Source organism: Acidobacteriota bacterium (genome assembly GCA_034211275.1).
GTDB lineage: Bacteria > Acidobacteriota > Thermoanaerobaculia > Multivoradales > JAHZIX01 > JAGQSE01.
In genome coordinates this window covers 30,979-57,256 of record JAXHTF010000003.1, presented here as the reverse complement: position 1 = coordinate 57,256, position 26,278 = coordinate 30,979, and the positions used below count along the sequence as shown (strand labels likewise).

Genomic DNA, 26,278 nt, shown 5'->3' with positions numbered 1-26,278 from the left:
TGGCGCAAGACAAGCTCGGCAGACGACTCGCAGCGGTGCAACCTATTCGTGGGTCCGGCGCCCCAGCGCGAGGGGTACTCTCTGAGGATTCGGCGCTCCACCCGCCTCGCCGCACAGATCCGCCCGCTCGTGCTCCCGTCAGCTTGCAATCGTGCAAGGCGGTGGCGAAATCGGCTCTCGTTCGCGCAAAAGCTCGAGGGCGTCAGAGCCAGTGACGCCAACGAAGGCGTCAATCGAGGCCCGGCCGCTGGAGCCGCCGGTAGAGCGTTGATGGATTGATCCCAAGAAGACGTGCCGCTTCCTCTCGATTGCCGCCTGTCGCCGCCAGGACTCTCTGGATGTGCTCTCTCTCGTAGGCCCGAACGGCTGTCCTCAATTCCTGCGATGCTTCGACGTCGGTGTCAGAGCTGACGAGGTCCTCGGGTAAGTCCCCCAGCCCGAGAATCTGCCCTTCGGCCAGCAGAACCGCTCGCTCGAGTGCATTCTCCAGCTCGCGGACGTTGCCCGGCCAATCAGCAGCCATGAGGACTCGTAGGGCTGCTTCGTCGACCCCGAGAACATGCTTTTTCAGACGGGCGTTGATCCGAACCAACAAATGCTCGATCAACCCCGGTATGTCCGAGCGATGTTCTCGCAGCGCAGGCAGTGCAATCTCCATCACCCTGATCCGGTAGTAGAGATCCTGGCGGAACTCACCGGATTGCACGCGTTCCTGGAGGTTCCGATGGGTCGCTGTAATCAAGCGCAGCCGCGTCGGAATCGGCCGCACGCCGCCAATCGGCATGACTTCGCGCTGCTCGAGGGCGCGCAGCAGCTTTGGCTGAAGCTCGAGGGGTAGCTCGCCGATCTCATCCAGGAACAGACTGCCTCCGGAGGCCAGCTCGAACATGCCCGGCTTGTCTCGGATCGCGCCGCTGAAGGCCCCCCTGCGGTGCCCGAAGAGCTCGCTCTCCATCAACTCGCGAGGAAGAGCCGCGCAATTCACCGCCACGAAGGGAGCGTCGAGACCGGAACCGAGCTCGTGGATCGACCGGGCTACGACCTCTTTTCCAGTGCCCGTTTCCCCGGTCACGAGCACAGAGGTGTCGGTCGGCGCGACGTGACGAATCAGCTTGCGAACCTTCTCGATCGAAGCGCTCCCTCCGATCAGTCGAGTTCCCTCGTCGGCTTGGGATACTTGTCGGCGCAGAAACCGGACCTCGCGATCGAGCTTTCGCTTTTCGAGACAGCGGTTGATCTTGACCAGCAACTCTTGATGATTGAGTGGTTTGAGCAGGTAATCCGCCACCCCCTTGCGGAAAGCGGTGAGCGCGCTTTCCAGCGAACCGTGTGCGGTCGCGAGCAAGACTGCGACATCAGGATGTTCCGTGGCCAGATGATCGACGACCCCGACTCCATCCATGCCGGGCATCGAGAGATCACAGACCACCAGGTCAGGCTCGTCGATTCGGACCGCCTCGAGACCCGCTTCCCCGTCGGCGGCCGTCCTGCACTGGTAGCCTTCGTCCCTCAGCAGGCTGGCGAGATCTTCGCGGAAAATAGGTTCATCATCGATGATCAAGAGGTGTGCTTTCATCGCTCGACTCCGGCAGCAGCACTCTTTGAGGACCCGGTATCACTTCGCGGCAGAGTCACGGAAAAGCAGGTTCCACGCTGCGCTTCACTGTCAACGTCGATCGTGCCTCCATGCGCCTGAATCAAGCTCTTGGTGATTGCCAGGCCGAGACCTACGCCCTCCGCCTTGGTGGTGATGAAAGGTTCGAAGACCTGACTCTTGAGCTCGAGCGGGATCCCCGAACCAGTATCGCTGATGTCGACCATGACCTGGCCTTTCTCGAGCCGCGATTCAATGCGAATCGTTCCGTCGCCGGAAATGGCTTCGATGGAGTTGAGAAGCAAATTCAAGATGACTTGTGAAATTTGATCTCGCACGGCGAAAATCTCGGGGGAGGGTTCGATCAGTCGCTGTTCGAACTTGATCCGCCGAACACGCGGGTCCAGGCGCAGTAGCTCCAGAGCATCGACGATGATCGCGTTAACCGGATATCGCCTCCTCTCTTGTGGGGGCAGGCGGGAGAACGCCGAGACGTTGCGAATGGTGCGGCCGATGCGCTCGATCTGACTCCGGAACACCGTGAGACTCTCCTCGATGAAATCCTGGTCGCGACGGCGTTCCATGCGTTCGAGGCGAGTCGTCAAGGAAGCGATCGGGTTACCGATCTCGTGCGCAAGGCCGGCCGCGAGCTGGCCTAGGACCGAAAGCTTTCCAGCATGCACGGCCTCTGTCTCGAGGGCTTTTCGCCGCGTGATGTCTTCAACCAGCTCGACCACCTGGAAGACCCGACCGCCGCGATCTCGAACCGGTTCCGCCGCGTGTCGAAAGTAGCGAGTACCCGAGTTGCCATTCGCGAGCTCCCGCTCGGATTCTGCTGGCCGACCCGTTTGCAAGGCCTCGAGAGCCACGCATTCACGACAACCGTTTTCGGCTTCGAAGAGTGGGCAGCGCTGGCCGATGACGCCCTGCGACCAGCCAAGCCAGCTACTGGCCCTCCTGCTGAACCAGCGAATGCGAAGTCTCGGCTCGACCACGATCATGCCCACGCCCGCGGCCTGCACCATACTTTCGAGTCGCTCATGCTCGAGACGCGCCTCGCGGGCCGATCTCGAGACCGCTTCTTCACTTTCTCGGAGGCGCCGGCGAAGGAGCGCGGTGAGGTAGGAAGACACCAGGACGAGGACCACGAGGGAAACACTCTTGCCGGCGACGAAGCTCGCGTCGTGAGAAGCGTGTGCCGTTCCGGCGTTCGAATGCGGAAAAAGATCCAGCGTCACGTGCGGCAGAATGTGCAGGGCTTCACCCACGCTCAGAAGGCAGAACAAGAGGCAGCCGAAGAGGGTGAGCGCGAAGGCGTATCGCTCCGAAAGCAGCGTGGCTCCCACGATGATGGGAAATACATAGCCGAAATAGAGGGGATTTTCGACGCCGCCCGAAGCATTCAGCAATCCGGTCAGCACCACGAGATCGAGGCCGACTTGGAGGGCCATCATCTGCTCTGGCCTCTTCTGCTGCTCGATTCGCCAGCTGAAAATGGCATTGGCCACCACCAGGACCAGAAGCCAAGCAAGAAGTCGAGGAAGAGTCCACAGCGGAAGCAGATCGAATAGAGGGACTGCAAGGAGGATCAGCACGAACACACAGCCTGCGGCGACCCATCGCAGCTGTGCCAACCATCGCGAATGGTCGATAAGCTGGGAATGACGGTCGGGCATCAGGCGGGGACTCTCTGGTGCCCGGGTGGAGGAGAAGAGCCCCGCCCACAGTCCGACTGCCGCGAGCAGCGCCGCCAAGGCGAGGCATATCGCTAGGCCGATCCCGGCTATCAAGTGCAAATCCTGCATGGTGTTGGGTTTCCCGGGGGGCCTAAGTCGAGGATGCTGAGCGCGGTGCCAACCTCAGGCGGTGCCGGTTGCGCAGCCTGATTCTGGACGGCTGCGGCGGAGTGCAAGAGCCACGAGAGAATTGGCATCCGCCCGCGGATGGGGCAGCTCACGACAGCGGAACCAGGCCAGCCCGCAGGCGGGGCGCCTCGCCGTCCTCCACCCAGACGAAGAGCAGGTTGTCGCCTTTGCTCACCATTCGAGGTACCCCTGCCGTCCGGCTCGTCGTGGTGGACGAGACAATCCGCACCGGCCCTGCCTTTCCTTCTGTCGAGACCGGCCGCCAGCGAATCTCGGCTCCGCTTTCCGAACTACCCAACCAGCTGACGACCGCACGACCATCTCGCGCCATCGCGACATCGACTCGCCCAAGCGGCTGGCCATCGTCGACTAGGACGGGCGCACCGAAGGTCTCGCCACCATCGGCGGAGTGGGCCACCTGGACCTTGGCCTGCCCCTCGGCGGCCGTGAACCAAGCGACGGCAATGTGCTTACCGTCAGCGGCGATGGCCGGACCGTTGACCGGGCAGCCGTAGATCTCCCACCCGTCGTCGTGGATCACGGTGGGTTCGCTCCATCCATCGGCCGTGGCGCGAACGACGGCGATATCGCGGATCTCCGAATCGCTGCGGTCTCGATACGCCACCACTGGGCCGCCCGCTGCGAGTGCTGCATCGGTGGCGCAGCACTCGCAGACTCGATCGTCGAGCAAGGCGCTCGCGCCAGGGCCGTCTCCAGCGAGCCGTGTCGTCCGCAGATGCATGCCGCCGCCCGCCGGCATGGCACGTCCGTCGAGCCAGAACGCCTGCACCTCGCCCTCAGGAAGCGCGGCATAGGAGACGAAGCCATGCTCGGTGGGCGAAGCATCGTCATGCAGCCATCCCAACTCTTGCCAAGTGGTGCCGCCGTCCCCCGACCGCGCTAGCTGGACTCCGTATGCATATGTGTCCTCTCCAAGCTTGTCGAGCCAATGAGCGAAGAGCGTGCCGTCGCTCGTCTCGACCGCTTGCGGCAGGTCCGCCCAGTTGGCGAAGAAACCACCGCCCGAGGCGATGGTCTCCGGCGGGCCCCACGCTTCACCCTGAAACTTCGCCAGGCGGAGCGAGTGGCCGTTCTCCGTGGGTTCGAGCCAGGTCAGCGCTGTACCACCCGAGTGGAACTCGAGGTTGGGGGCCAGTGCACCAGGACCAGACGGCGGGTCCAGCATTTTCAGACTGACCAATTCCGGCCGTGAGCGGTTTTCCGCTCCAGGAGGAGGTTCGGCCGCACAGGCGGCGAGCAGCAAGACAGCCAGTGCGCCCATCAATGGGCGTAGTGGCGAGGTATGGGGTGACATGATCAGTTTGGACATTCTTCTTCTCCAGAAAGGAAATTGGCGCGAGCTACTCGCCGTTCTCGCTTGGGCTGCTGTAGTTGGGATCTTCACCCTCGGAGTACTCGTGGTGCCAGAGGAAGAGCCTCTCCGCGGCGAAGACGGCCAAGACACCGCCGATTCCCCAGAACACGATCGTCGGATCGCTCGATGCCTTGCTCCACAGGAAAGCGGCCAGCACGATGACATCGAGACCCATCGCGGTGATCAGGACCCAGCCGCGGGCTCCGACTTCCTGGCGCAGGTGACGAAAGACGCCCCAATGGACCGCGAAGTCCATGACCAGGTAGAAGATCGCTCCCAGGGACGCGATCCGGCTCAGGTCGAAGAAGATCGTCAGCAGGCTGGCGAGCATCACCGTGTAGACCAGCGTGTGGGTCTGAATACGCCCGCCCATACCAAAGTGCCGGTGCGGTATGAGCTCCATCTTGGTGACCATGGCGAGCATACGCGAGACGGCGAAGATGCTGGCCATCACGCCCGAGGCGGTGGCGATGAGGGCCACCGCGACGGTGAGCCACAGCCCGACGCTCCCGAGCGCGGGCCGGGCCGCCTCGGCGAGCGAGTAGTCTTTGGCCTTGACGATCTCTTCGATCGAGAGATTCGAGCCCACGGCCCAGGCGACGAGCAGGTAGACCACCAGGCAGATCGACATCGAGATGACGATGGCTCGACCGATATTCTTGTCAGCGTCCTCTAGCTCGTCGCCGTCGTTGGTGATCGTCGTAAAGCCCTTGTAGGCCAAGATACCGAGCGCGACAGCAGCAATGAAGCCGCCAAGGCCGCCCTGCCTGGCCGCGCTCTCCGCATCGGCTGCCGCAAAGCCGAAGTCGGCGGCCCACAGCGTGATCAGTGCGAAGGCGACGATGCCGCCGATCTTGAAGAATGCGGCGACCAGCGAGATACGGCTGATGACCTCGTTCTTGGCGACGTTGACCAGGAAGGCAACGCCGATCAGCGCCACGCCGATCACCGGCACCAGGATCGAGCCCTTGTCGACGTTGAAGGGCTGGAGAGCATAGGTTCCGAAGGTACGGGCGACCAGGCTCTGGTTGATGATCATCGAAAGCAGCATCAGGAGCGCGCAAGCGCCGGTCATCAAGCTTCGGCCGTAGGCTTCCTTCAAGAACATGGCGATGCCGCCGGCCGAAGGATAGGAGCGGGACATCATCACGTAGCTGTAGGCGCTGAAGCCGCTGACGATTGCCGCGACCAAAAAAGCGAGCGGAAAGAGCGGCCCCGCGAGCTCGGCCACCTGCCCCGTCAGGGCGAAAATGCCGGCTCCGATCATTACGCCGGTTCCCATGGCGACCGCACCTGTCAGGCTCAGGCTGCCTTCTCTGTAGGTCTCTTCCATCAGTCGATCACTCGGGCGTCGCTGAGAAGTCCGGGATCGTGCGTGCATTCGCCTCTGCCTGTGTACGAGCGACTCCGTTTTTCTTGATGTCTTGGATCAGCCACTCCATCTCCTTGATTTCAGTGCGCTGTGCCTTGATGATCTCGTCGGCCAGCTTGCGGACGCGCACGTCTTCGATTCCAGCGCGTTCGCTGGTGAGGATGGCGATCGAGTGGTGGGGGATCATCCCCTCCATGTAGTCCACGCCAGTCACCGTGACCTGGCTACGGACGAGCCAGATTCCGGCGGCTAGAAGTATGGCTGCGCCGACGAAGATGGCGATGTTGGCCTGGCGTTTTTTGTACATGTGAAGCATGAAGCCGAGCATGATCGCCATCATCGCGCCGCCCATGATCAGGGTCATGAAGAACCGAGTTTCGCTGAACCAGGCGTGATCCAGAATTTGATACGAATGCAGGTACATCAAGAAGAACATCGCGATCATCGACGTGCCGATCATGATGAAGAATCGGCGATAGCTACCCGAGCTTTGGTGGGAGTTTTCCATTTTTCTCTCCTGGTCTATTGGGTTTGAATGAAGGTCGTTGGTTGAAGTTGGAGTTTCAAGGTGCCCCGTCGTATGGCTTTCGCGGTGGCAGGGCGGTTATCAGAAGCGCACGGCTAGGCCGGTGCCGAAGCCGTAGTCCGAGTGCCATTGGGCCAGCACGTCAATGCGCTGGTTGAGCATGTAGGACGCGCGTGCGAACCCCTCCCAGTCTTCGAGCGTGTCGTACTCGGCTTCGAGCATGAGCGCCAGGCGAGGTGTCAGGTGGAAGGTTCGTTCGAGGCCCAAGCGGGCTTCTCCGTCACTGTCGATCCACAGGCTCGACTCCAGGTTGAACGGCAGCAGGTAGCGCAGGCCGGCGACACCGCGGGGGTCGTCGATATCGTCCTCGTCGCCCTCGACATCGAGGCCGATGAAGACCCTCAGGAATCGATTCATGTAGCGGTCCCAGGTCAGGGTGAGCTCTCCCTCGGTGCCGTCGACGTCCTGCCAGCCGATCTCCCACTCGGCGGTCAAGATGTTGCGAGTATCGGCGGCGACGAGCGATCCGAGGCTCATATGGCTCATCAGCTCGGCTTCACCCCACTGATACCAGTGTTCTTCGTAGAGCTCGGGTCTTACGGCTTGGACCTCCGGCGGAGGCACAAAGGCCTGATAAGAAACGACTCGCGCCATGCCGCTTTTCATGTGGTAGAGCAAGTGGCAGTGGAAGAACCAGTCGCCGACCTCGTTGGCATCGAATTCAATGACGGTCGTCGACATGGGCTCGACGTCGACGGTGTGTTTGAGCGGTGCGTAGTCTCCTTGGCCGTTCACCACCCGGAAGAAATGACCGTGAAGGTGCATGGGGTGATGCATCATGGTGCGGTTGATCATGATGAATCGAGCGATCTCGCCCTCCTTGATTTCGATGTCGTCGTCCTCGGAGAGGGCCTTGCCGTTGAGAAACCAGACATAGCGCTCCATGTCGCCATCCAGCGTCAGACGGATCTCGCGGACCGGCTTGTTGGGATCGAACGCGGTCTTCGCCCTCGCGCGCAAGCGATCGTAGGGCGGCCATGGCCGCTCCTGGCTCATGCCGTCGGGAACCATGGCTCCACGCGCCGAGAGATCGGTCGTTAGCCAGCCGAAAGAGCTGCCATAGCCCTTGCCACCTCTGTCCGAGCTGCCGTGAGTCATCTCGCCGTGGTCGATGCCACCGTGGTCGATGTCGCCGCCCTGGTCCATGCCGTGGTCCATGTTGGTCTGGTCCATTCCGCCGCCTCGGTCCATGCTGCCGTGGCCCGTGGCGCTGTGATCCATGCTGCCGCTCTGGTCCATACTGCCGTGGCCCATGGCGCTGTGATCCATACTGCCGTCTGCCATATTCATGCCCGGCGTATCGAACTTGCCGGCTTCCACTTCCGGTCCTGGCATGCCCATGGTTCCCGCCGGGGTCAGGGCGAAAACGCGTTTGGCGTTCAAGCCGCCCATGTTCTGATAGAGATTGGGATAAGGCACGGACGGCGCGCTTTGCTTCTCACCCTCGCCAAGCCACACGCTGGCGTAACCGGAGGCATCATGAGCGGTGGCGCGTAACTCGTAGGCGCCTGTCGCGGGAATTTTCACCAGGACGTCGTAGGTCTCGGCGACGCCGATCAGCAAGCGATCGATCTCGAACGGTTCGACATCGATGCCGTCGGCGCTGATCACGGTCATCGGGCCACCGGCGAACTCAACGTGGAAGAACGTCGTGGCTGAGCCGTCGATTAGCCGCAGCCTGACGGTATCGCCGGCCTTGGCCGTGAGGCCCGACTCGGTTTCGCCGTTGGCCAAGAAGCGAGCGTAGGCAACGTCAGCGATGTCCATCGCCGGCATGCGCTGCAGCTCGCGAGAGAAGTAGTCGCCTAGTTTGTCAGCTCGTGCAGCGCCGAGAATGCTCTGACCCGTGCCACGCTCGACGGCGTACCATTCACTGCCGCGGCGCAGGGTTCGGAGCACCTTGTGCGGGTCGGTGTCGGTCCAGTCCGAGAGCAGGATAACGTGGTCGCGATCGGAGGGATCGACCTCGCCTTCCCGCGGCGTGATCACGATCGAACCGTAGACGCCGCGCTGCTCTTGCAGGCTGGTATGCGAGTGGTACCAGTACGTGCCGCTCTGGCGAATGGGAAATTCGTAGGTGAAGGTTGTCCCGGGCGCGATCGGAGGGAAAGAGAGATTCGGCACGCCGTCCATGCCCGGAGGAACCAAGAGGCCGTGCCAGTGAATCGACGTTTCCACGTCCATCCGGTTGTGCACGAGGATCCGCGCGGTCTCGCCCTCGGTGAAGCGGAGCGTCGGACCGGGAATCCCACCGTTGATGGTCATCGCCAGCGCGGTGCGACCGGTCACGTTGACCTCTTGCTGGGCGATCGCCAGCTCATACTCTCGGATTTCGGAGCCAAGAGCGGGCAAGCTGGATGTGAGTAGAAAAGCGATTGTCAAGCTCGCCGAGTGGAAGAAGAGGGTGGACCTGGGGATCAGCGTCACGATCACTTCCTCCTCGACGACCAGTGCAGGTGTCGGATTCGAAGTGTGCCTCGCTCCCGAACCAGCACAAAGGTGACGGTGCCGCGGCTGTCGATCTTGCGCCCGTCATTCAATTCGATGCGGTACTCGATGGGCCAGGCGACGAAGGCCATCGTGCCGTCGGAACTGGCTTCGGTCTCCGGATCTCCCAAGCTCGTCTCGAATCGGACGAAGGCGTCGAGCTCGGCGCCGATGTGGTGGTCGCGGTAGTGCGGCCAATCACCTTCGTTGCCGCCGGTTTCGAAAATCGACGACGACTTGGCGAAAAGGGCCTCGGCAGCCGCGAGATCCTTGCGGTCCATGGCCTCAAAATAGCTCCGTGCCACGTCGACCGGTGCTGGCGGCGTTGTCTGGTCCTGCTCTGCTGTCTGGCCCTGGGCAGTGGCGATCGCGGTGCTGGTGAGGAGTATGAAAAATATGCAGATCTTGCGCATGGATGAGTCTCCTGGCAGTTACGGATGTGTTGCCTGAATCAGTGCGGTTCCAGAGGCTCCACGCTCATGCGGAGAAGGCGCAGGGTGCCGGTTCCTGCGAGCAGAAGTCCGCAAGAGCCTTCCGGGGCGGGAGCGATGTGGCCGTGCGTCACGGTCTTGCCGTCGACAAGCCCTTTGAGATGCTTGCCCGAGGCTGAGACAGCCAGCACGACGGGGCCAGTCGGGGCCTCGAATGCCTGCTGATCGAGCACGGTCCGATCTCCTTGACGGAGATCGTCGAGAATCGCCTCTCCTTCCGTCGAGATTGCAAAGGCTCCCCGTTCGGCTGCGTCTCGATAGTGATGCACCAGGCCGATCGAGCCCTCGAAATCGAGCAGCTCGATCTCGGCCTCGACCTGGACGTCACCGAAGGTGCCTGGAAGCAGCAAAGTCGCCGGGCGGTCGACCGTGAACAGCAAGCCATCGCCATTTGACTCTTGAGCGCGCACTGAACCGAGGTCCGAGCCTGGCGCCGCGGCCAACACGGCCCCTAGAGCCTCGCTGTCTTCCGGCGCGGGGCGCCAGGCGAGCGAGCCGTCATCGGCGATGACGAGCCGATCCCGTGCTGAATCGCCGGTCGGTGACGGCGTTCCGTCGTCGACCTCCGCGTCCGATATCTCGGAGGCGACCGGCTCGGCCTGCTTCACCGCCAGCCCGTGCTCGTAGACCAACGCGCCGCCGAGATCTGCGGCCTTGCCAAGCACTCCGAGAGCCACAAGCCCCAGGAGCAGCGCCCCGAGTCTTGCGCCGCGATGGTCTTTCAGCCCGGACCGCAACTCGATGACCAGGCGAACCGCGGCGACCGCGATCAGCGCGTACCAGGCGTAGTGGGCCCAGTCGCTATGCTCGCCGATTCGCGGCTGGACCGCGGCCGGGACACCGACCAGGCCGTCGGCGGCCCGTTCACCGGCCCAGAGGGCTAGCCAGGCGCTGAGCGCTCCGACGACGTAGAGCGCGGTGGCCGCTTGAGCCAGCCAACGTTGCCGGCGAAGGAACAAGCCCACGCCGTCGAAGGCCAGAGCCAGCGGCAGGCAGGCGATCGGGAAATGCACCACCGCGGGATGCAGGTTGGGCAACGCGGTGGCGTCGATAAGGTAGTCGAGCATTGTGGGCTCCTTTCAGCGTCGGCGATCAGGCGTCGACGACCTCGCCGCAGCGCAGCATCGATTGGCCGTAGTAGGGATTGCCGAGCTCACCCTCGGGCTGGAGCCAAGAACGCTTGGCCATCGGGCAGTAGGCAACGACGAGCTTGTCGCCTACTGCCGCCTTGCGCCAGCGGACGAGCGGCTTCGACAGGTCGTAGAAGGCATCCCGAGCGGCGTCGAGGGTCGTGGCGGCAGAGAGCGCGGTCGCCGCCTCGCTCAGCTCAGGAAGCAGATCGCGGACATCCTCGGCCATGTCGGCTCGGACGCCCGCCGCTGCAGAAGACCACTCGCTCGAAAGCTCTTCGAGGATGGCCGCGATTTTCTTCCCGTGCTCCGAAATGCCGTCCGTACTGTCGTTGGTGAGCGCCAGGCGAACGGACTCGTAGTGTTCGGCCACCTGGTCGAAGGCAGTCGATTCGCCATCGGCGGCGAAGGTTGCTGATGCGACGAGCATCGACATCAGTAGAAACAAGGCGGCAGCTTTGCTGTGAAGGAGGGAATCCATGATGTCATTCCTTTCATGAAGTTGACTCGCGACCGAGTGTTGAGGGCGCGGTCGTGAGGCATCGGTTGTTGCCAAGTTGGCCGTATTTTGCTCAAGCTCCGAGTCAGCGAGCAGGGGGGCCTTCGTTCGAAGAAGATGTCCGTCGAACGGACCAGATCAATGGGAAGAAGCGCAGCAGCGCAACGAAGGATGAAACCATCCCGCCGACCGCCGGTGGCAGTGATGCGCGCCATGTACAGGCGTCAGCAACTCCGCGAGCTGGTAGGAGGCTACCTATAGAAGGCTTCGCTCCCAACCATGCTCTTTCTTTCGAGCAGGAGACATAGCCGCTCCCAGTGGGAGCGTGAAACGCACTACGCCTGAAGAAGGATCAAAGCAGCAAGGTGCTGTGGAGCGTGTAGAGGGGCTGGGGAGGCTGGCGAGGGGGGTGCTCTCGTTGGAACTTTCCGAGGCTCTCTTTCTTGGCTCGAATCTCAGAAAGTGGAGTCAGATCGAGAGCAATCTCGAAAAGGACAGGAGCGACGGGAGTTGCAACGGTCTTAGGCTCGCTACCGTTCGTGATCGAGCAGCAATCCTCGGCTAAGGCAGGCACTGTCCCATGGCATGAAGTTGGTGTCGATACCGGTGGCTCAGGCTCTTGGCAGTGACTTTGAGCCTGCGAAGCCCCAATATCCGCTCCTTTGGACACCTCGGGCAGTGGACAGTGACCAAGAACGCAACTCCCACAGAATGACGCACTAAGCGGCATGAAAAAGACTAAGAACGCTATCGCTCCAGAGAGGATTCGAGAATTCATCGCTCCCACCTTACTCTGTTTGCTGCCGACTTGCCAATAGGTCCATCTCTATCTCGGTGTTCGCGGTGCCAAGCCAGCCGACCTACGGCAAGCTGCCCGTCTCCTGGACCGATAAGAGGCCCAAGAAGGTGCGTGCAGCCGCTACAGCCTGGTTGACCACCGCCGCCTCCCCCTCATAGAAGTCCACCTCCACGGCGCAGCGGGCACTTCCGCCCCCGCCGACGACCAGGAGGTTAAAGCTATGAGCAACGGATTCACTTTCTACGAAGGCACCAGCAGCGAGAGCGCCGAGGTGGCGCGGGTCACGGTTCGCAAGGGCGGGATCTTGGTCCTGACCGCGGCGGCGGTGGCGATGCTGGGGGATGGGGTCGAGCGGGTCCAGGTGGGCTTCAACCCCGAGACCGGGGCGATCGGGCTGCGAGCGGCCGATGAGGGCGCGCGCGGAGCGTACGGCCTGCGGCAGCAGAAAGGGAGCCTGTCGCGGCTCGTCGACGGCAAGCGGGTGTTCGCGCACCACAGGCTGACGGCGGACAAGGCGCGGCGCTACGAGGCGCAGGACTTCGGCGACGGGGTCGTCGGCATTGTGCTCGAGCCGCCCGCGGCGAACGGCGCCGGGGATCCGCCGGCCCGCGGCGCGAAGGCGAAGACCAAGAAGCGGTGAGCGACTCACGCTCCACGCACCGAAGCGAAGGCGGCCTCTCGGGGTCGCCTTCGTTGTTTCTGGGTTCCCCGCTCAACCCGCAATCGATACAGGAGGTCTCGCCATGCATCCCGCCACCCGTCCGCCCAACGCCTACGAACGCCACTACGCCCGGCTCGAAAAGCTCCTCGGCCAGCCGCTGCCGGGGCTGCGCCGTGATCGCGTCTACCGGCTCCGCGCTCCCGGCTTCATGGATCTGGTTGTGGAGGTTCTGCCAACCTGCGAGGAGACCGGTGGCATGGTGCTCTCGCTGGCTCACTACTTCCTGCTCAACGGTGACCTATGCCAGGACCCGGAGATGACCGTTCGACTCTTCCATCCCGGCATGACCATCTTTCAGGAGCTCTGCCCCTCCACCGACCCGAACCGCGGGCGCGCCGAGGGGCTCAGCTTCCAGCAGGCTTTGCCGCCAATTTATCAGCGTGTGTACCCGCGCCCCGGCTCCTACCATCCCAGCCGCCGCCGCGAGCTCAACGACTTCCTGGGTCTCTGGCTGAGGAACCTGGGCGAGCAGGGGCACCTCCCGGTGGAGCCGGAGGGCTGAAGCCACGGCACGAGCGACTCCCGGAGCGTCTGTGATCCGGGCCTCCGGGGGTCGCCGCTCTTCCACAGCGTCGTGAAACGGTCCTTCCACCGCCGGCCCCTCGGACCCGCAGCCGTACCACCCCAACAACCCGAAGCGGGCCTTCCAGGGCCGTTCCAGCCCCTGTGGCGCCGTGATCCCAGCCTGCGCCGGTGGTCAAGTCCGCCACATCTATGAGCAGCGGCCGCAGAAGCGAGAAATTCCGCGAGATTCCCGGCGTCGGCTGGTTGACGAGGCGGCGCGGAACTCCGTACTGGTATCCATGCACGGCGGATGAGCCGCCGAAGGCGCGAGAAACAAGGGGCTGACCATGAACGACATCGACACCGCCGACCTGATCACTTTTGCCAACCGCTGGGCCAAGCTGGGCGACGCGATCGCCTCACAGGTGACCCAGCTGGTCGAGGACCCGCATTGTGGAAACTGCTGGCAGGAAGGCAACGAGCACGGCGTCAACCCGGTGGCCATCGAGAAGGCCTACGAGCGGCTCCAGGGGCTCAACGACGAGCTCGATGAGCTGCTCGAGGCCTTCCTCGAGTCGGTCGACGAGGAGGCGTGAGGACCGCCATGGCCACCGCAGCGAGCCCCGCCAACCTCTACCTCGCGAACCTCTCCGCCGGCAGCCAGGGCATGCGTCAGCCCCTCGATGTCATCGCCGGCATCCTGGACGGTAAGGAAGGGCAGGGGCACGACGCCGACTCCTGCCCCTGGCACGAGCTGACCTACCGCGACACCATGACCGTCCGCACCGCCCTCGCCGAGCGCTACCGGCCCGCGACGGTCAACAAGATGCTCTCGGCGCTGCGCGGAGTGCTCAAGCAGGCGTGGCGTCTCGGCCTGATGGACGCCGAGGCCTACCGCCGGGCAGCCGATGTCGAGAACGTGCGCAGCTCGAACCTGCTCAGCGGCCGCGCGCTCCCCGGTGACGAGATCGCCCGCCTGTTCGGGACCTGCACAGCCGACCCGACGCCCAAGGGCACCCGTGACGCCGCCATCCTCGCCGTTTTCTATGGCGGCGGCCTCCGACGCGGCGAGCTCGTCCGGCTCGACATCCCCGACTTCGACCCCGCCGACTGCTCGATCCGTGTCCACGGCAAAGGCCGGAAGCAACGCACCGTTTACCTGAGCGCCCAAGCCTGCGCTCACGTTCAAGCCTGGCTCCGCCTGCGCGACACCGCCGCGGGTCCGCTCTTCGTCTCGATCGACCAGACTGGCCAGCTCGGCCGCACCCGCCTGCGCGGCGAGTCGATCGCCTACATCCTTCGCCGCCGCCAACAGCAGGCCGGCATCGACCCCTTCTCGCCGCACGATCTCCGCCGCTCCTTCGTCACCACCCTGCTCGACGCAGGCGAGGATGTCTTCACCGTCCAAAAGCTAGCCGGCCACGCCGACGCCAGCACCACCGCCCGCTACGACCGCCGAGGCGAAGGCGCCAAGCGCCGAGCCGTCAACGCCCTGACCATCCCCGACCACGCCGGCTGATCCGCCGACACTCGCAAAGATCCCACCCAGGCGGCCGCGAGGCCGTCGTCGTGCGTGGTGCGGCCAGCGCGACGGCGCCGAAGCCACGCTCGTGGGCGGGTCTGTCCATGATGGAGGGCCGCTCCCCGTGGCCCACTGTCGCTGAGGCTGGATCGGCCCGTCCACGGCCCGTGGAGGGCCTGTGGTGGGGCGTTCAAGCGCTGCGGCAGAGGCGGGCAACGGGCAGGCGGGGCGAAGCTGGTTCGTAGAATCGGGCTTCCAGCAAGGAGCCGCCCCCTTCGCGCCGAGATCCGCGACGGGAGCGAGGGGCCGGACGAGATCAGATCCGAACCGGCGTCAACAAACGGCGCCCAGCGGCAACTAAGGTATGTAGAGACGAGGCGCGGGTCCTCGCACCGGCGGACCCGGCGCTGCGCTGGATGTTGCTGCACGAGGACGAGGGCGGCCTGCGCCCCCTCGCCGCCGCCTCCGGGAGGAGCTGTCCCAGACCCCCGGCGGCGACGTCCGCGTCTACCGCACCTGCGCCGACTGCCTGGAAGCGTCGTGGGGATTGGGGGAGCATTGCGACAAGCATCCACATCAACGAACGGCGCCGACAAACACGATTCTCGCAGAGCGAAAGGCCAACCAAGGCACTGCGAGAGGTAGGGTGGGCGGCTCCTAGCTGGAAGGCACATTCTACGCAGCAGCCTCCCCTCCCCGCCCCAGCAACCTCAAAGCCCCGGAATCCGAGGCCTCGCCCACGAAACCCTCCCCGGGCTCGGCACGTCCGTCTGTACCGCCAGCCCCAGCGCGGTCACCAAATCATCCTGGGTACCCACCGAGAACGCGCCGTAACGCTCGTTGGCGTCACTTTCGACGCGGACCTCGTACGCGAGCAGCTCTTCTGCCAGGAGCTCTGCCTGGGGTGTTCTGGGCAGGTGAATCCTGCCGGTCTGCAAGAGCATTTGCAGCCGAGCGACCAGGAAAGCCTTTCCGAGGTCGACCTGGGGCCAGGTCTCGGATCTCCGGTCGCCGTAGGTGAAGTAGACCGGGCGGACCCGGGCTCGGGTGTTTGAGTTGAGGTGCTGGACCAGCGGATCTCCTACGCCGGTCGCGTTCACGTAGATGGCAGTACGAGCATCCGGAGCATGCTTTCGGACACCAGCTTCGATGGTGGCGAGGCGGGCCGCGAGGTTGGGAAAGGTCGTGCCCACTTGAAGACGCTCCAGGCTCCGGACCTCGAAGTGGTGCTCCTTCCTGCCGTCGATGGTTCGGAGCGGATTGGTCACCACGCAGATCGCCGAGGGGCTTCTGCGCTGGCCGAACTCGACGCCGATCACTATCGTCACCCTGCCTCCCGTCCTCAGTAGATTCCCGGCCCGGGCATTTCCTGCTGGACTGCGTTGCCGAGTGCCTCGGCAACGCAGAGAGCACTGGGCTCCCGCCGCTGGCCGATATCGATGCCCATCGCGATGGCCATAAAGCCCTCAGAACACCCCGAAGCGGCGAGGCTCTTTGTGGACGGCCAAGCCTAGGGCGGTGACCAGGTCGTCGCGGGAGCCGACCCGGAAGGCGCCGTAGCGGTCGTTGGCGTCTTCGGAGACCTGGATCTCATAGTCCAGGAGCTCTTGGGCCAGACGTTCGGATTCCGCGGTTCGAGGCAGATGAAGGCGGCCGGTCTGGAGGAGCGTTTGCAGCCGGCTCACCAGATAGGCCTTACCGAGCCGGATCTGGCCACCTTCGCGGGTCCGCTGGTCTCCGTGAGTGAAGTAGACCGGCGTGATGGAGAGGATGCCGGTTGTCTCTTGCCGCAGAAGGTCGATGATCGGCTGCCCGAGGCCGGTGGCGTCGACATAGAGATACAAGCTACGTCGGGTGTGCCGGCGGATCCCGCTCGTGAGCTCCGAAAGCCTGACAGCGACTCCGGGATACGGCGTGCCCAAGGGCAGGCTCTCCAGGTGCCGGACGATGAAGTGATTGATGACGCGGTGCTCCCCCTCTTTCCGCTCCACGAGCTCGGCCACGCAGATGGCGGTAGGTTCCCGCTTCTGGCCGATATCGACCCCGATCAGGATCAGGTTGCCCATCTCGGACCTCCCTCGTCTCTTGGCTCGGCTACAGGTCCCATGCCTCGACCTCCTCCTCGAAGGCCCGCTCGATGTCCTCCCGGCCGAACGGCTGGGTCTCCGCGTCCAGGAACTGGCACTCGTACTCCTGGGCGAACCACCACTCCCCCATCGCCCGCTTCTCCTCCTCCAGAAAAGCCCGGGTGATGCGCGGGCACTGCGTGGCCGGAACCTCATAGCGCTCCCAGGGCTCGTCGGACCTCCAGGCCTCGTACCACCAGCCGCGAGTACCAAAGGGGGTCGAGAGGGCCAGCAAGCGACCGCCGGAGACCGCGAGCATCGGCCGGATGGCGAAGTAGAGATCGCCGGGAACCCGCGAAGCCTCGTCCACCACCAGGAGCCGAACACCGGAGAATCCGCGGACGGTGTCTTGCTTACCGGGCAAAGAGACGATGCGGGAACCGTTTTCCAGCTCCAAGCGAAGGGCCGACTCAGTGCGGGAGGGGACCGGACCGTCCATCTGGCGATAGGCGGCGAGGGCTTTTTTGAACAGCTCTTGGGACTGGCGCAGCGAGGGAGAGAGCAGGAGCACCAGCGAGCTTGGCTCGTACAGAGCCGTGTGGACGGCGAGGGTGGCGGCCATGGTGCTTTTGCCGGCCTGCCGAGAGCAATTGAGCAACACCCGCGGGGCCAGTGACCGCAGGAAGCGGATCTGCCATGGATCAGGGTCGAGGCCCCCCGCCCGCGCCATCTCCACCGGATCGAGGCCGAGCAGCAGGTCCTGGGCCAGTGCCGAGCCTTTCATTCCACCCCCTCGGCCCTTCCAGCGCCCGTGGAGGCCCTGACCACCGGCTTGGCTGCCCTGCCCTCCCCCAGCACGGCCAGCCCTAGGGCGGTGACCAGGTCGTCGTGGGTACCGCTGCGGAAGGCGCCGTAACGGTCGGTGCCTTTCTCGTCGACGCGGATCTCGTAGCCGAGGAGCTCGGCAGCAAGAGCGCGGGCCTCTGAGGTGCCTGGCAGGTGAATGCGCCCGGCGCCGAGCAGTGCTTGGAGCCGCGAGACCATGTAGGCCTTCCCCATCGTCACCCGCTGTTCGGCAGGGATTCGGCGACAGCGAGTGCCATGGGTGAAGGTCACCGCCCAGAGACGCCGGGCATCGAGTGTCAGCGCCCGCAGCTGATCGACCACCGGCGCACCGACGCCGGTGGCATCGACAAAGACCTCGGGCCGCTGCCCGCTCTTCTCGGCTGCTCGCCGGCAGATCCGAGCCAGAGACCGGGCAACCTCCGGATAGGGCGTCCCCAGCGGTAGGCGCTGAATGAAGCGGAGCACATAGTCCCTGCTGCTTCCCTGTTCTGCCTCGACCACCGCGATAGCCGTGGGGTCGTTCTTCTGGCCGATGTCGACGCCCACGGTCAGTGGGCTTGCGGCGAGGTACGCGCTCATGGCCGCATCTCTCTCAAAGCCTCGGCCACCGCCTGACGCGCCTCGGGGTACGGCCGCAACGCATCCAGCACCACTTGCCGGAGGCCGTGCCACTCGGGGAGGACCGCCACGTTGACCGTCGTCCGCTCGTCGATCTGGCCGAGGAGCCTGGCCTGGAGCTCGATCTGGCGGGCGATACGATCCACCGCCCGCAGCAGGATGGCATGTTTGCCGTCGGTCCGCGCTTGCCGGAGCACCTCCAAGCAGGCGGCGTTGATCGCCTTGAGTTGCTGCATCACGTCGAGGGCGTGAAGCTCCTGCCGAGCCTCCACCGCCTGGTGGTGGCCGGCGATCTCCAGATCGTGCTCCTTCGGCGCGGGATCCACTGGCTGCGGCCGATGCACCGGCTTGGGAGCCGCGGCCAAGCCCCGCGCGAGAACCTCCGGCAAGTGGTTCTGTCGATGCCGGAACAGCGCCGACTCCGAGATAGCGAAGCGCTTCGCAATGGTTCGATATCCCGCTTCGCTTGCCACCAGGGCCTTCTCGATGGCCTCCCGGTCCGGGTGGCGGCAGATAGTGCAAACTCTAGCCATGGGAGGGATGGAGCGGCCGGGTCGGAGTTGAACCGCCCTCTTCCGGGGGGAGCCCGGACGTGTCGCCGGTGTCACTTCGGCCGCAAGTCGAGTCGGGTTTGGGGTAGGGCTGAGCCTCGCCTTCGAGCTTCCGCCGGAGGCGCTTCGAAAAGACGTAGACGTATTTGTGCTTGGCCGGCATCTCAACCCGTTCGGCGTTGGGGTCGACGTGCTCGCGCAGCCAGCCGATCTGCTGCCCGCCACGGCCATAGCGGTCGTAGAGGGAACGCGGATGCTCGATCTTGCCTCGGACCTTGAGATAGGGCTGGGTCGAGGCGCCGAGGTAGAGCCAGTTAGTGGCCTGGTAGATGATGCCGAGGTGGCCTTCCTTCGAATCAGCGTAGGACACCACCAGCTGGACGCCGGGCGACTGCCGGCGCAGCATCTTGAGACTGAAGGCCAGGCAGCGGGACGTCGGGTGTTTTCTGGCCGGGGCCAGCGCCACCCGCACCAGCTCGCAAGCCTGGGTGGGCTTCAAGCCGAACGGCCGGGACAGGTGGCGATTGGCGCCGCTGCCGTAGAGGATCGCTCCGACGAACCGGCCCTCCTCCCATACCCCCACGCGCACGAGCTTCGCCGCCGGCATCACCCGGCTGTAGTGCCAACGCAGCACCGCGTGCTTGGCGGCCTCGTGGGAGCAGAAGTCGAGTCGGAGCGTCATCGCATATCTCTCAGGACCGGTCCCTCAGGGCCGGAACTCGTGCCCGCACTCCGGGCAGGTGACCTGTTTCTTCTCGTCGAGGCGGGACTGCTCGTCAGCGGCCACCGGCTCGAAGTCCGGACCGTTGAGCAGGGCGTCGAGGTGATCGGTGTCGAGACTGGCCAGCAGTTCGCCGGCGTCCGGCGTGTCCCGCAGCACCGCTTGCAGCCCCTCCTCATCCCAGATCTGGAGCAGGTCGGCGAAGCCGAGGTCGCCGCCGAGGAGCGTCAGGTTGTTGTGGTCGATGGCGAAGGCCCGGGCATGGGCTTCGCTTTCCGCATCGACCCCGAAGATCACCGGCACCGCCCACTCTCCGTCCTCGGTCAGGAGGATGCCCCGCGGCGGCTGCTTGCCCGCCTGCCGCATCCGCTCCAGCGCCTCGGTGCGCCCGTTGCCGTAGACCAGCGCTCCGAGGGTGGAGTCGAACTTCGGAGGATCGCCAAATCCGTGGGTCTCAATGGAGCGGATCAGCCGGTCCAGGTCGTGGAGCTTGGGGTTCTCGTCCCAGCGCTGCGCCTGGGCGAGGGGGATGTAGCGGAGCTCGAGTTTCTGGGGGTCGGCGGCGAAATCGGTCGCCATTTCGTCAGACATCGGTGATCACTCCATCGAAGATCGTCTTCGCGTCGTGGATGGTTTTGAGAGACCGGGGAGAGGGACCCAAGATCGCCAGCTTGCGAAGCTCTCGTGCTCTGTAGACGGTCAGGCCGCGATGGGCGATGGCCGCCTCCGGCACGTTGTCGGAAACGAAGAGCACATCCTGACCGAGAATGCTGGACCTCACCCTCACGACCAAGCCAGCCTGGGCAAACTCCTCTAGCCCCATGAGGGCGATGTCCTCCGCCTTGGGGTGACGGGCAGACCCGGCCCGACCAGCTGAGGCCGGGGTCTCTGAGGGCTTTTCCGGAGACTCCAAAGCCCCACGGGCGATTTCTAGGTACCTCACCCGAGCCTCCACTGAACGAAGAGTTGGGGTGCGAGAAAAGAGAAATAAGCGAGATAAGGGTGCGGACTCATGGGCTTTACTCGCTTTCCTCGCTTTTCTCGCAGGTCAAGCTCGTGGCCTTCCAGGACTCGGTAGGCCGACCTCCGGTCTCCAACTTCTCGGCCTTGGCCAACCCTTGCTCCAGGAGCAGGCCGAGGCCTCGGGAAAGATCCCCCTTCTTGCAGTGCCGGCCGAACAGGTTGCCGATCTCAGTCCTTGTCAGTCCTTCGGGGTTCCTCCGAAGGAACCGAAGGATCTGATCGGCAACCGGGTCACCGAGAGCATCGCCGAAGATCCAGCGGGCGGAGTCCTCGCAGTACTGCCAGAGAGCCAGTGCTGCAAAGAGGTGTTCGGAACGGACGACATCGGAGCGGTCCAGAAGGGCATAGAGGCATGCCAATCGCATGGTCTGAGCCTCCGCCCGGCCGATCATTGAACCGAGCATCCCCGGCTTCCCTTCGGAGAGCTCCGGATAGACCTCCGCCCACATCCGAGTGGCGTTAGCGTCGCGCCTCAATACCGAGACCTGACGCGAGAAGGCCAGTACCTCCTCCAGCTCTCGGATCTCCTCCCTGAAGTCCAGGGTGTGAGCCTGGCCACCCTCCGGCAGCAACTTCGAGCGCCGAACACAGCACCAGAGGAATCGGTTTCCGAACCCGTTGGCCGCTTCCGTCGAGTCGAGATACCGCAGCAACTCCTGTTTGGTGATGTGTCCGACGATGGAGATATGGGCGCCCGTCGCCCGGGCGGGAGAGTTCTTGGTCAGGGAGCTCAGCTTGCCGCTGTCCCATGCGTTCCGAACGATGGCAGACAGGGTATTGCCGTCCCGTTTCAGAACTCGGAGTGTCGAGGCGAACTCAGATTCCTGGACGAAGAGCCTCTTGTCGTCCTCCCCCGCGTCCGTCACCACTGTCTCGATCTCGCCGGTGGGCCGTCCGTTCTCTCGGACCGCTTCAACCTTCTCGATAGGATCGCGAACGGCCCAGATCAGACCTTCTCCCGAAGACAGGCCCTGCTCGATCCTCCTGGTACACCAATCGCTGTCGATGTTGTGAAAGAGCCTTCTTGCCTGCCCCGCAGAGACCCCCTTGCGCCCCTTGGACGACTGCCCGACGAGCACAACGAAGAGGTTGAGGTGATGCTCGTCGGCCTCGACACGGAAATGCGGGCCCCGCCCCAACAGGTTTCCGAAGAGAACCATGAGCTGAATCAGAATGCCGATGGGATCGGCCTCCGTGTGCGGCTCGATCTTGCGTACGTAGCGCCCGGCCAGCCCGTGGAAAACTTCGTCCGCAGGACTCGGCCAAGGCTCGGACAACGGTACCTCGCCCTCGGTAGCTTCTTCCTCCTGGACCGACGCCAGCCTCGCCACGTTGAGCAAGCGGCTCAAGACTTGCCCCCCTGCCGTCTCAGCTCTCGGCCGGCGATGGAGTTGATCGTGCGAAGAACCTCGGGTTCCGGCAGCGCCGGCTTCAGCTTCACTTGAGCCCAGCAGAGAGCCAGGTCAGCAGCTAGCACTGCCGGCAGGTAGCGAAAGAGGAGGCCCGAGACCTCGGCGAGGGCCTGGTTTCTGCGCCCCTGAGGGACCGGCTCGACCAAGGTCCGATGCCAGTCAACAACTTCGCGTCCCTGTCTGGGCCTGCTCGGCTCCAAGAGCTCGACGAGCCAGGACGGTGCCTCTGCAACGGCCGACGGAGCCAACTCGACCTCCCAGCTATAAGCCACTCCCGAGGGGTGAACGCTCGGCGGCGCGACCACATAGCCGCCAGCGGCCCGGACGTCGACTTTTTCCAGGAGACCGACGCGATTGCGGATCTCTCCATCTGCCCTGAACCAGAAGTGGTAACCCTGCGCCGTTCGCGCCCACGCCGTAGCAGGTAGCACCCGGTCCTCCACCTTCAATCGGTGCAGCGCGTCCTCGGTGTCCAGGTCCAGGACGAGGTAGCCGTCCGGAATGGCCAAACCGATGTTGGCCTCTGGCTGGCGCTGCCACCAACGGGCGATCCTCCGCGAATCCGTTGTTGCGTCCTTGACGCCATTCCGGGTCAGCGGCGCCTTTCCACGAGGCCGGAGCGGAAAGACAGGCCAGCCCTCTCGGGCGTAAAGGAAGGCATGATCGACCAGGCGATGCGGCTGGCCCTGTCCTCCAGCAGGCGTTCGTGCAGCGCTCTGCATCACCGCCTCCCCCCTGTCGAGGCCCTGGCGTCTCCGCCCTGCTCAGAATCGAGCCCCGTTGGAGAGCTCGTCGGCCTCGACTCCAGCCACTCGAGGATCTCGGACTCGAGCCAGCCGACGGTGTTGGGACCTATCTTCCTCTTCTTCGGCACCATGCCCGCCCGCTCCCACCTCCAGAGGGTCACGCGAGAGATCCCAAGGCGTTCAGCCAACAACTTGGGCCGGATGATTGTCGGAAGGCTGCTTTCGGAAGACTCCATGGGGGAACTCCTGGCGAGCCCAGGGATGGGACCGTCCAGCCGGTCACCGCCAAGCCGATTGGCCATATTTCAGGCTCGCAGGATCAGGGTAATCAAATGTAAGTGACTGAATCAAGGGCATTTAGGCGTCTTTAATTGAAGAGTATTTTTCGCCTAAATTCTGGCCTCTGAAGCTGTCGAGCTGCTGGATGTCGCCGTTTCTTGGCAAAAAATCGACCAGGTTTTCGCCAGACCCGGAAAACTGGGATGAAGGAAGGCTCGACTCTTGCCGACGGGAACGGGAAACGCGCAAGACTCCAGGATGAGCTAGCGACTCTCTACCTACAGTCCGAAAAGGAAGGAAGATACTGAATGGTGGGCAGGGGCGGGTAGATTGAGAGGTTGCCACAACCTCTCAAGGCCAAGGTGACAGCTATGAGATACGTCAGTCGGTGAAGAAGGCGCTGAGAGGATTTCTCAGGCAGTCCATCCCTTCGCTACTTCTCAGGAGGTCGCTCTTCGGAACTCGGCATGCTGAGGAATACCAGTCCTTGGTCGAGTATGCTGCAGGGCTCTTTGGCACATCGAATGCCGGATGGCGAGACACCTTGGCTGCAGACGGTGTCCTAGTAGACCGGTTGTACCGATCCAGAACTGCTATCGACTTCGGAACTCGAGCTGCACTTACCTCGTCCACACGGTACGCTGCTGGAGATCGGTAGCTGCGCACCGCATGACTCGCTGACGACCTGCGCGGTCTGGTTTCTCGCCGCGAAGCTGCGACCTGCTCTTGCCGAGCCAGGCAGCGCCTGGCCTCTTCTTCCAGCTGGTCGCGCTTGGGACCGTACTTCTTGCGGCGACGCTCTATTGCTTGATCCCGAGTGGTACCTTGGGCATCCAGCGTGACAATTCTTGCGAGGTGGGAATTGCTCAATCGCTTGGGCGAACGGACAGATTCCAGCGCCATGCGCCGAAGAAAGTCGTCGTCAGGAATTTCGGGCCGTCCTCGTTTCTTCGCAGGCTTCTTCGAAAGCCGGATGAGCGCCTCGATCACTTCTGCGGGTTCGTCCATCCCCAACTGTCTCGCTCTTGCTTCGGCCCAGCTTTCTATCGCCATCTCTAACCTCCATTTCTTCGTGTCACAGCTCGATGTCACAGCGTGTCATAGCTCCAAGAGCGCTCTCGGACCAGAGTCTCCGGAGCCCGGGCCTCTACCCAGGCACCTGGTAAATCACCGGACGATATCGCGGAGGCGGGATCGGCTTTCCGGCCTCCTTCGCAGCTGCGAGCCAGGCGGCCTTCGCGCGCTCGACCTCGGCAAGAGCCTGCTCAGCCGTCTCGCCGAAGGCGGAGCAGGCTTGAAGGTCGGGGATGTCGGCAATGTAACCACCATCTTCCTCGCTGAAGAAGATATTGATGTGGTAGTCGCTCATGAGGGTTCCTCCAGGGTCAAATTGTACCGCTCGACGAGGCGGAGGAACTGGCGGATCTGGTACGGCTTCGCCTGCCCCTTGATCTCCTGCAGATTCACCAGCTCGGGAACTCCCGGGTGGGAGAAAATGTGGTGACTCCCGCTCACCCTCACCAGCGCAAAGCCGAACGCCTCGACCAACCGCTGAAGATCGGCGAAGCTCACATTCTGAAGGTCGCTTCTCACCAGCCTCTTGAGTAGCTTCCAGGGCTTCATACCTTCACCCTAACCCATTCCTCCAGCAATCCGGACCAGGTTGCCCTTCGAATTGCCGGTGAGGATGGCCTCGACCTTCTCCCCCCACCGCTCCAGAGCCTCCCGCTTCTCCGCGTCATAGCTATGCCGGTCATAGATCGCCGTCACCCCAGAATCCACATGGTTCAGGATCTTCTGGATCACCAGCCGGTCGACGCCCAGTGAAGCCATGGAGGTGGCGGCGGTGCGGCGCAGGTCGTGGGGCGTGAAGTCGACCTCGGCCCGACGGGCGATGCGGGCGGCGGCCTTCTGAACCGCTGTGATGCGGGCGCCGGGCTTTCGCGGACTGGCAAAGACCCACTCGGAATCGCCGGTGACCTCTCGAAGCTCGTCGAGCAGCGCTAGCGTTTGGGAAACCAGTGGCACGCGTTGCGAGCGCCCGTTCTTGGCCACCTCAGCCGGAATCGTCCACCAGTCTCCATCGATGTGCTCCCACCGCATGGTCAGGACCTCAATCCCCCGCTGCGCGGTCAGCAGCCGCATCTTGAAGGTGGCGCCCATCACCAGCTCCTCCACGTGCATCGCCTGCCACACAGACCGGATCTCTTCCTCACTCAAGACCCGGTCCCGCTGCTTCGCCTTCGCCGGCATAGGAACGGCGTAGCAAGGGTTGTGGTCAACCAGGTCGCGGCTCATACCGAAAGCGTAGATCTTGGAGATCAGTGCCTTGACCCGATTCGCCATGATCGGCGCTCCACGGGCCACCACCTCGTCGAGCAGCTCCCCCACCTCGCGCCGGCTGATCTTCCCAGCCTTCTTGCGCCGCCACGCGGGCAGGAGGTCCTTCCCGAGGATGCGCTGGTCCTCTTTCCACGACCGCTTCTTCAGCTTCGCATGCTTCTCGAGATACTCCGCCGCGAGCTCGCCGAAAGTTATTGCTTCCTTGTCGATCTGCTTGGCCTGCTGCGGATCCTCACCCCGAGCCACTCGCCCCAGCACGTCCTTCGCCTTCGAGCGCGCATCGGCAAGGCTCATCGTCGGGTAGACCCCGAGCGTGATTCGCTTGCGCCCCTCGAGCCGATAGCGCACGAAGAAAGTCTTCCGGCCGTTCTTGTGGAGGCGGACCCCGAATCCGGGCAGCGCTCGGTCCATGTAGTCCACCATCCACTCGCCCTCGTGAACGAGGGACTGGATGCTGCGGTGGGTGAGATTGACCTTGGGCATGAGCCGAGCCTCCGGATCTAGGGTCCCATTAGGGTCCCATGAGGATCCGACCAGTGGACCCACGGGCTGGGTTGGGTCCAATTTGGGGCCGTTCCGACAGGGACTTGATGCAACGTCATGATCCAGGACGCTACTCGGCAACTTCAATCATGTCAACAGTTACAAGGAGCCTTCGGAACGCCTTGCAACAGCCTGCAACGAAAAAAGACATGCTGGCTACATAATTCGTAATCAGTAGGTCGCAG

26 protein-coding genes and 1 tRNA gene are annotated in these 26,278 nt (G+C 63.7%); 4 read left to right on the top strand and 23 right to left on the bottom strand.

Features of this window, described 5'->3' with window-relative positions:
* Positions 1-229: 229 nt before the first annotated feature.
* The 9 genes from SX243_01355 to SX243_01315 form a co-directional block, all read right to left on the bottom strand.
* The gene (locus tag SX243_01355) at positions 230-1,576 is read right to left on the bottom strand and encodes a sigma-54 dependent transcriptional regulator (GenBank protein ID MDY7091597.1); all 1,347 of its coding nucleotides are present in this window, start codon (positions 1,574-1,576) and stop codon (positions 230-232) included.
* Positions 1,573-3,399: an ATP-binding protein gene (locus SX243_01350; GenBank protein MDY7091596.1), complete on the bottom strand. Its 1,827-nt coding sequence runs from the start codon at positions 3,397-3,399 to the stop codon at positions 1,573-1,575. The genes SX243_01355 and SX243_01350 overlap by 4 nt, the downstream gene beginning before the upstream one ends.
* A 148-nt stretch (positions 3,400-3,547) precedes the next feature.
* The gene (locus SX243_01345; GenBank protein ID MDY7091595.1) at positions 3,548-4,789 is read right to left on the bottom strand and encodes a hypothetical protein; all 1,242 of its coding nucleotides are present in this window, start codon (positions 4,787-4,789) and stop codon (positions 3,548-3,550) included.
* 31 nt (positions 4,790-4,820) lie between these two features.
* Complete coding sequence (locus tag SX243_01340) at positions 4,821-6,167, bottom strand: APC family permease (GenBank protein MDY7091594.1); 1,347 nt, start codon at positions 6,165-6,167, stop codon at positions 4,821-4,823.
* A gap of 7 nt (positions 6,168-6,174) precedes the next feature.
* On the bottom strand, positions 6,175-6,714 hold the full coding sequence (locus SX243_01335) for a DUF305 domain-containing protein (GenBank protein ID MDY7091593.1): 540 nt from the start codon (positions 6,712-6,714) through the stop codon (positions 6,175-6,177).
* Positions 6,715-6,813: 99 nt separating this feature from the next.
* Positions 6,814-9,219 (bottom strand): multicopper oxidase domain-containing protein, encoded by a 2,406-nt coding sequence (locus SX243_01330; protein MDY7091592.1) that lies wholly within the window; start codon positions 9,217-9,219, stop codon positions 6,814-6,816.
* A gap of 2 nt (positions 9,220-9,221) precedes the next feature.
* A complete protein-coding gene (locus SX243_01325; GenBank protein ID MDY7091591.1) occupies positions 9,222-9,692 on the bottom strand; it encodes a nuclear transport factor 2 family protein in 471 nt (156 codons plus the stop codon).
* Between the two features lie 38 nt (positions 9,693-9,730).
* Positions 9,731-10,837, bottom strand: coding sequence for a DUF2231 domain-containing protein (locus SX243_01320; GenBank protein MDY7091590.1), 1,107 nt, complete (start codon positions 10,835-10,837; stop codon positions 9,731-9,733).
* Between the two features lie 25 nt (positions 10,838-10,862).
* On the bottom strand, positions 10,863-11,381 hold the full coding sequence (locus SX243_01315) for a DUF3347 domain-containing protein (GenBank protein MDY7091589.1): 519 nt from the start codon (positions 11,379-11,381) through the stop codon (positions 10,863-10,865).
* Between the two features lie 1,037 nt (positions 11,382-12,418).
* Between SX243_01315 and SX243_01310 the strand changes: the two genes are divergently transcribed.
* The 4 genes from SX243_01310 (at position 12,419) to SX243_01295 (ending at position 14,942) form a co-directional block, all read left to right on the top strand.
* A complete protein-coding gene (locus SX243_01310) occupies positions 12,419-12,838 on the top strand; it encodes a hypothetical protein (protein ID MDY7091588.1) in 420 nt (139 codons plus the stop codon).
* A gap of 103 nt (positions 12,839-12,941) precedes the next feature.
* Positions 12,942-13,421, top strand: coding sequence for a hypothetical protein (locus tag SX243_01305; protein ID MDY7091587.1), 480 nt, complete (start codon positions 12,942-12,944; stop codon positions 13,419-13,421).
* Positions 13,422-13,770: 349 nt separating this feature from the next.
* Positions 13,771-14,019 (top strand): hypothetical protein, encoded by a 249-nt coding sequence (locus tag SX243_01300; GenBank protein ID MDY7091586.1) that lies wholly within the window; start codon positions 13,771-13,773, stop codon positions 14,017-14,019.
* On the top strand, positions 14,016-14,942 hold the full coding sequence (locus tag SX243_01295) for a tyrosine-type recombinase/integrase (protein ID MDY7091585.1): 927 nt from the start codon (positions 14,016-14,018) through the stop codon (positions 14,940-14,942). The genes SX243_01300 and SX243_01295 overlap by 4 nt, the downstream gene beginning before the upstream one ends.
* 713 nt (positions 14,943-15,655) lie before the next feature.
* Here SX243_01295 and SX243_01290 read toward each other — a convergent pair.
* The 14 genes from SX243_01290 to SX243_01225 all read right to left on the bottom strand — a co-directional run bounded on the left by SX243_01290 (position 15,656) and on the right by SX243_01225 (position 26,033).
* On the bottom strand, positions 15,656-16,273 hold the full coding sequence (locus SX243_01290; protein ID MDY7091584.1) for a hypothetical protein: 618 nt from the start codon (positions 16,271-16,273) through the stop codon (positions 15,656-15,658).
* 138 nt (positions 16,274-16,411) lie between these two features.
* Entirely contained in the window at positions 16,412-17,011 is a 600-nt protein-coding gene (locus tag SX243_01285; GenBank protein ID MDY7091583.1) for a hypothetical protein, read from the bottom strand.
* Positions 17,012-17,039: 28 nt separating this feature from the next.
* The gene (locus SX243_01280; protein ID MDY7091582.1) at positions 17,040-17,795 is read right to left on the bottom strand and encodes a terminase family protein; all 756 of its coding nucleotides are present in this window, start codon (positions 17,793-17,795) and stop codon (positions 17,040-17,042) included.
* Positions 17,792-18,436 (bottom strand): hypothetical protein, encoded by a 645-nt coding sequence (locus SX243_01275; GenBank protein MDY7091581.1) that lies wholly within the window; start codon positions 18,434-18,436, stop codon positions 17,792-17,794. Before SX243_01275 ends, SX243_01280 begins: the two co-directional genes overlap by 4 nt.
* Complete coding sequence (locus tag SX243_01270) at positions 18,433-18,840, bottom strand: hypothetical protein (protein ID MDY7091580.1); 408 nt, start codon at positions 18,838-18,840, stop codon at positions 18,433-18,435. The genes SX243_01275 and SX243_01270 overlap by 4 nt, the downstream gene beginning before the upstream one ends.
* A 176-nt stretch (positions 18,841-19,016) precedes the next feature.
* Positions 19,017-19,092, bottom strand: a tRNA-OTHER gene (locus tag SX243_01265).
* A 640-nt stretch (positions 19,093-19,732) separates the two neighbouring features.
* Positions 19,733-20,338: a hypothetical protein gene (locus tag SX243_01260; protein ID MDY7091579.1), complete on the bottom strand. Its 606-nt coding sequence runs from the start codon at positions 20,336-20,338 to the stop codon at positions 19,733-19,735.
* Positions 20,331-20,534, bottom strand: a complete 204-nt coding sequence (locus SX243_01255) for a hypothetical protein (protein MDY7091578.1) — start codon at positions 20,532-20,534, stop codon at positions 20,331-20,333. Before SX243_01255 ends, SX243_01260 begins: the two co-directional genes overlap by 8 nt.
* Before the next feature lie 232 nt (positions 20,535-20,766).
* Positions 20,767-22,119 (bottom strand): DUF3987 domain-containing protein, encoded by a 1,353-nt coding sequence (locus tag SX243_01250; protein ID MDY7091577.1) that lies wholly within the window; start codon positions 22,117-22,119, stop codon positions 20,767-20,769.
* On the bottom strand, positions 22,116-22,904 hold the full coding sequence (locus tag SX243_01245) for a bifunctional DNA primase/polymerase (GenBank protein MDY7091576.1): 789 nt from the start codon (positions 22,902-22,904) through the stop codon (positions 22,116-22,118). The genes SX243_01250 and SX243_01245 overlap by 4 nt, the downstream gene beginning before the upstream one ends.
* Entirely contained in the window at positions 22,904-23,164 is a 261-nt protein-coding gene (locus tag SX243_01240) for an AlpA family phage regulatory protein (protein MDY7091575.1), read from the bottom strand. Before SX243_01240 ends, SX243_01245 begins: the two co-directional genes overlap by 1 nt.
* Before the next feature lie 1,190 nt (positions 23,165-24,354).
* Positions 24,355-24,576, bottom strand: a complete 222-nt coding sequence (locus SX243_01235; GenBank protein ID MDY7091574.1) for a type II toxin-antitoxin system HicB family antitoxin — start codon at positions 24,574-24,576, stop codon at positions 24,355-24,357.
* On the bottom strand, positions 24,573-24,830 hold the full coding sequence (locus SX243_01230; protein ID MDY7091573.1) for a type II toxin-antitoxin system HicA family toxin: 258 nt from the start codon (positions 24,828-24,830) through the stop codon (positions 24,573-24,575). The genes SX243_01235 and SX243_01230 overlap by 4 nt, the downstream gene beginning before the upstream one ends.
* 9 nt (positions 24,831-24,839) lie before the next feature.
* Positions 24,840-26,033: a tyrosine-type recombinase/integrase gene (locus SX243_01225; GenBank protein ID MDY7091572.1), complete on the bottom strand. Its 1,194-nt coding sequence runs from the start codon at positions 26,031-26,033 to the stop codon at positions 24,840-24,842.
* Positions 26,034-26,278 lie beyond the last annotated feature (245 nt).

Coding starts and splice junctions, on each gene's coding strand:
- SX243_01355 (MDY7091597.1), bottom strand. CDS start 1,576: ATGAAAGCACACCTCTTGATCATCGATGATGAACCTATTTTCCGCGAA.
- SX243_01350 (MDY7091596.1), bottom strand. CDS start 3,399: ATGCAGGATTTGCACTTGATAGCCGGGATCGGCCTAGCGATATGCCTC.
- SX243_01345 (MDY7091595.1), bottom strand. CDS start 4,789: ATGTCCAAACTGATCATGTCACCCCATACCTCGCCACTACGCCCATTG.
- SX243_01340 (MDY7091594.1), bottom strand. CDS start 6,167: ATGGAAGAGACCTACAGAGAAGGCAGCCTGAGCCTGACAGGTGCGGTC.
- SX243_01335 (MDY7091593.1), bottom strand. CDS start 6,714: ATGGAAAACTCCCACCAAAGCTCGGGTAGCTATCGCCGATTCTTCATC.
- SX243_01325 (MDY7091591.1), bottom strand. CDS start 9,692: ATGCGCAAGATCTGCATATTTTTCATACTCCTCACCAGCACCGCGATC.
- SX243_01320 (MDY7091590.1), bottom strand. CDS start 10,837: ATGCTCGACTACCTTATCGACGCCACCGCGTTGCCCAACCTGCATCCC.
- SX243_01315 (MDY7091589.1), bottom strand. CDS start 11,381: ATGGATTCCCTCCTTCACAGCAAAGCTGCCGCCTTGTTTCTACTGATG.
- SX243_01310 (MDY7091588.1), top strand. CDS start 12,419: ATGAGCAACGGATTCACTTTCTACGAAGGCACCAGCAGCGAGAGCGCC.
- SX243_01305 (MDY7091587.1), top strand. CDS start 12,942: ATGCATCCCGCCACCCGTCCGCCCAACGCCTACGAACGCCACTACGCC.
- SX243_01300 (MDY7091586.1), top strand. CDS start 13,771: ATGAACGACATCGACACCGCCGACCTGATCACTTTTGCCAACCGCTGG.
- SX243_01285 (MDY7091583.1), bottom strand. CDS start 17,011: ATGGGCAACCTGATCCTGATCGGGGTCGATATCGGCCAGAAGCGGGAA.
- SX243_01280 (MDY7091582.1), bottom strand. CDS start 17,795: ATGAAAGGCTCGGCACTGGCCCAGGACCTGCTGCTCGGCCTCGATCCG.
- SX243_01275 (MDY7091581.1), bottom strand. CDS start 18,436: ATGAGCGCGTACCTCGCCGCAAGCCCACTGACCGTGGGCGTCGACATC.
- SX243_01260 (MDY7091579.1), bottom strand. CDS start 20,338: ATGTCTGACGAAATGGCGACCGATTTCGCCGCCGACCCCCAGAAACTC.
- SX243_01245 (MDY7091576.1), bottom strand. CDS start 22,904: ATGCAGAGCGCTGCACGAACGCCTGCTGGAGGACAGGGCCAGCCGCAT.
- SX243_01240 (MDY7091575.1), bottom strand. CDS start 23,164: ATGGAGTCTTCCGAAAGCAGCCTTCCGACAATCATCCGGCCCAAGTTG.
- SX243_01235 (MDY7091574.1), bottom strand. CDS start 24,576: ATGAGCGACTACCACATCAATATCTTCTTCAGCGAGGAAGATGGTGGT.
- SX243_01230 (MDY7091573.1), bottom strand. CDS start 24,830: ATGAAGCCCTGGAAGCTACTCAAGAGGCTGGTGAGAAGCGACCTTCAG.
- SX243_01225 (MDY7091572.1), bottom strand. CDS start 26,033: ATGCCCAAGGTCAATCTCACCCACCGCAGCATCCAGTCCCTCGTTCAC.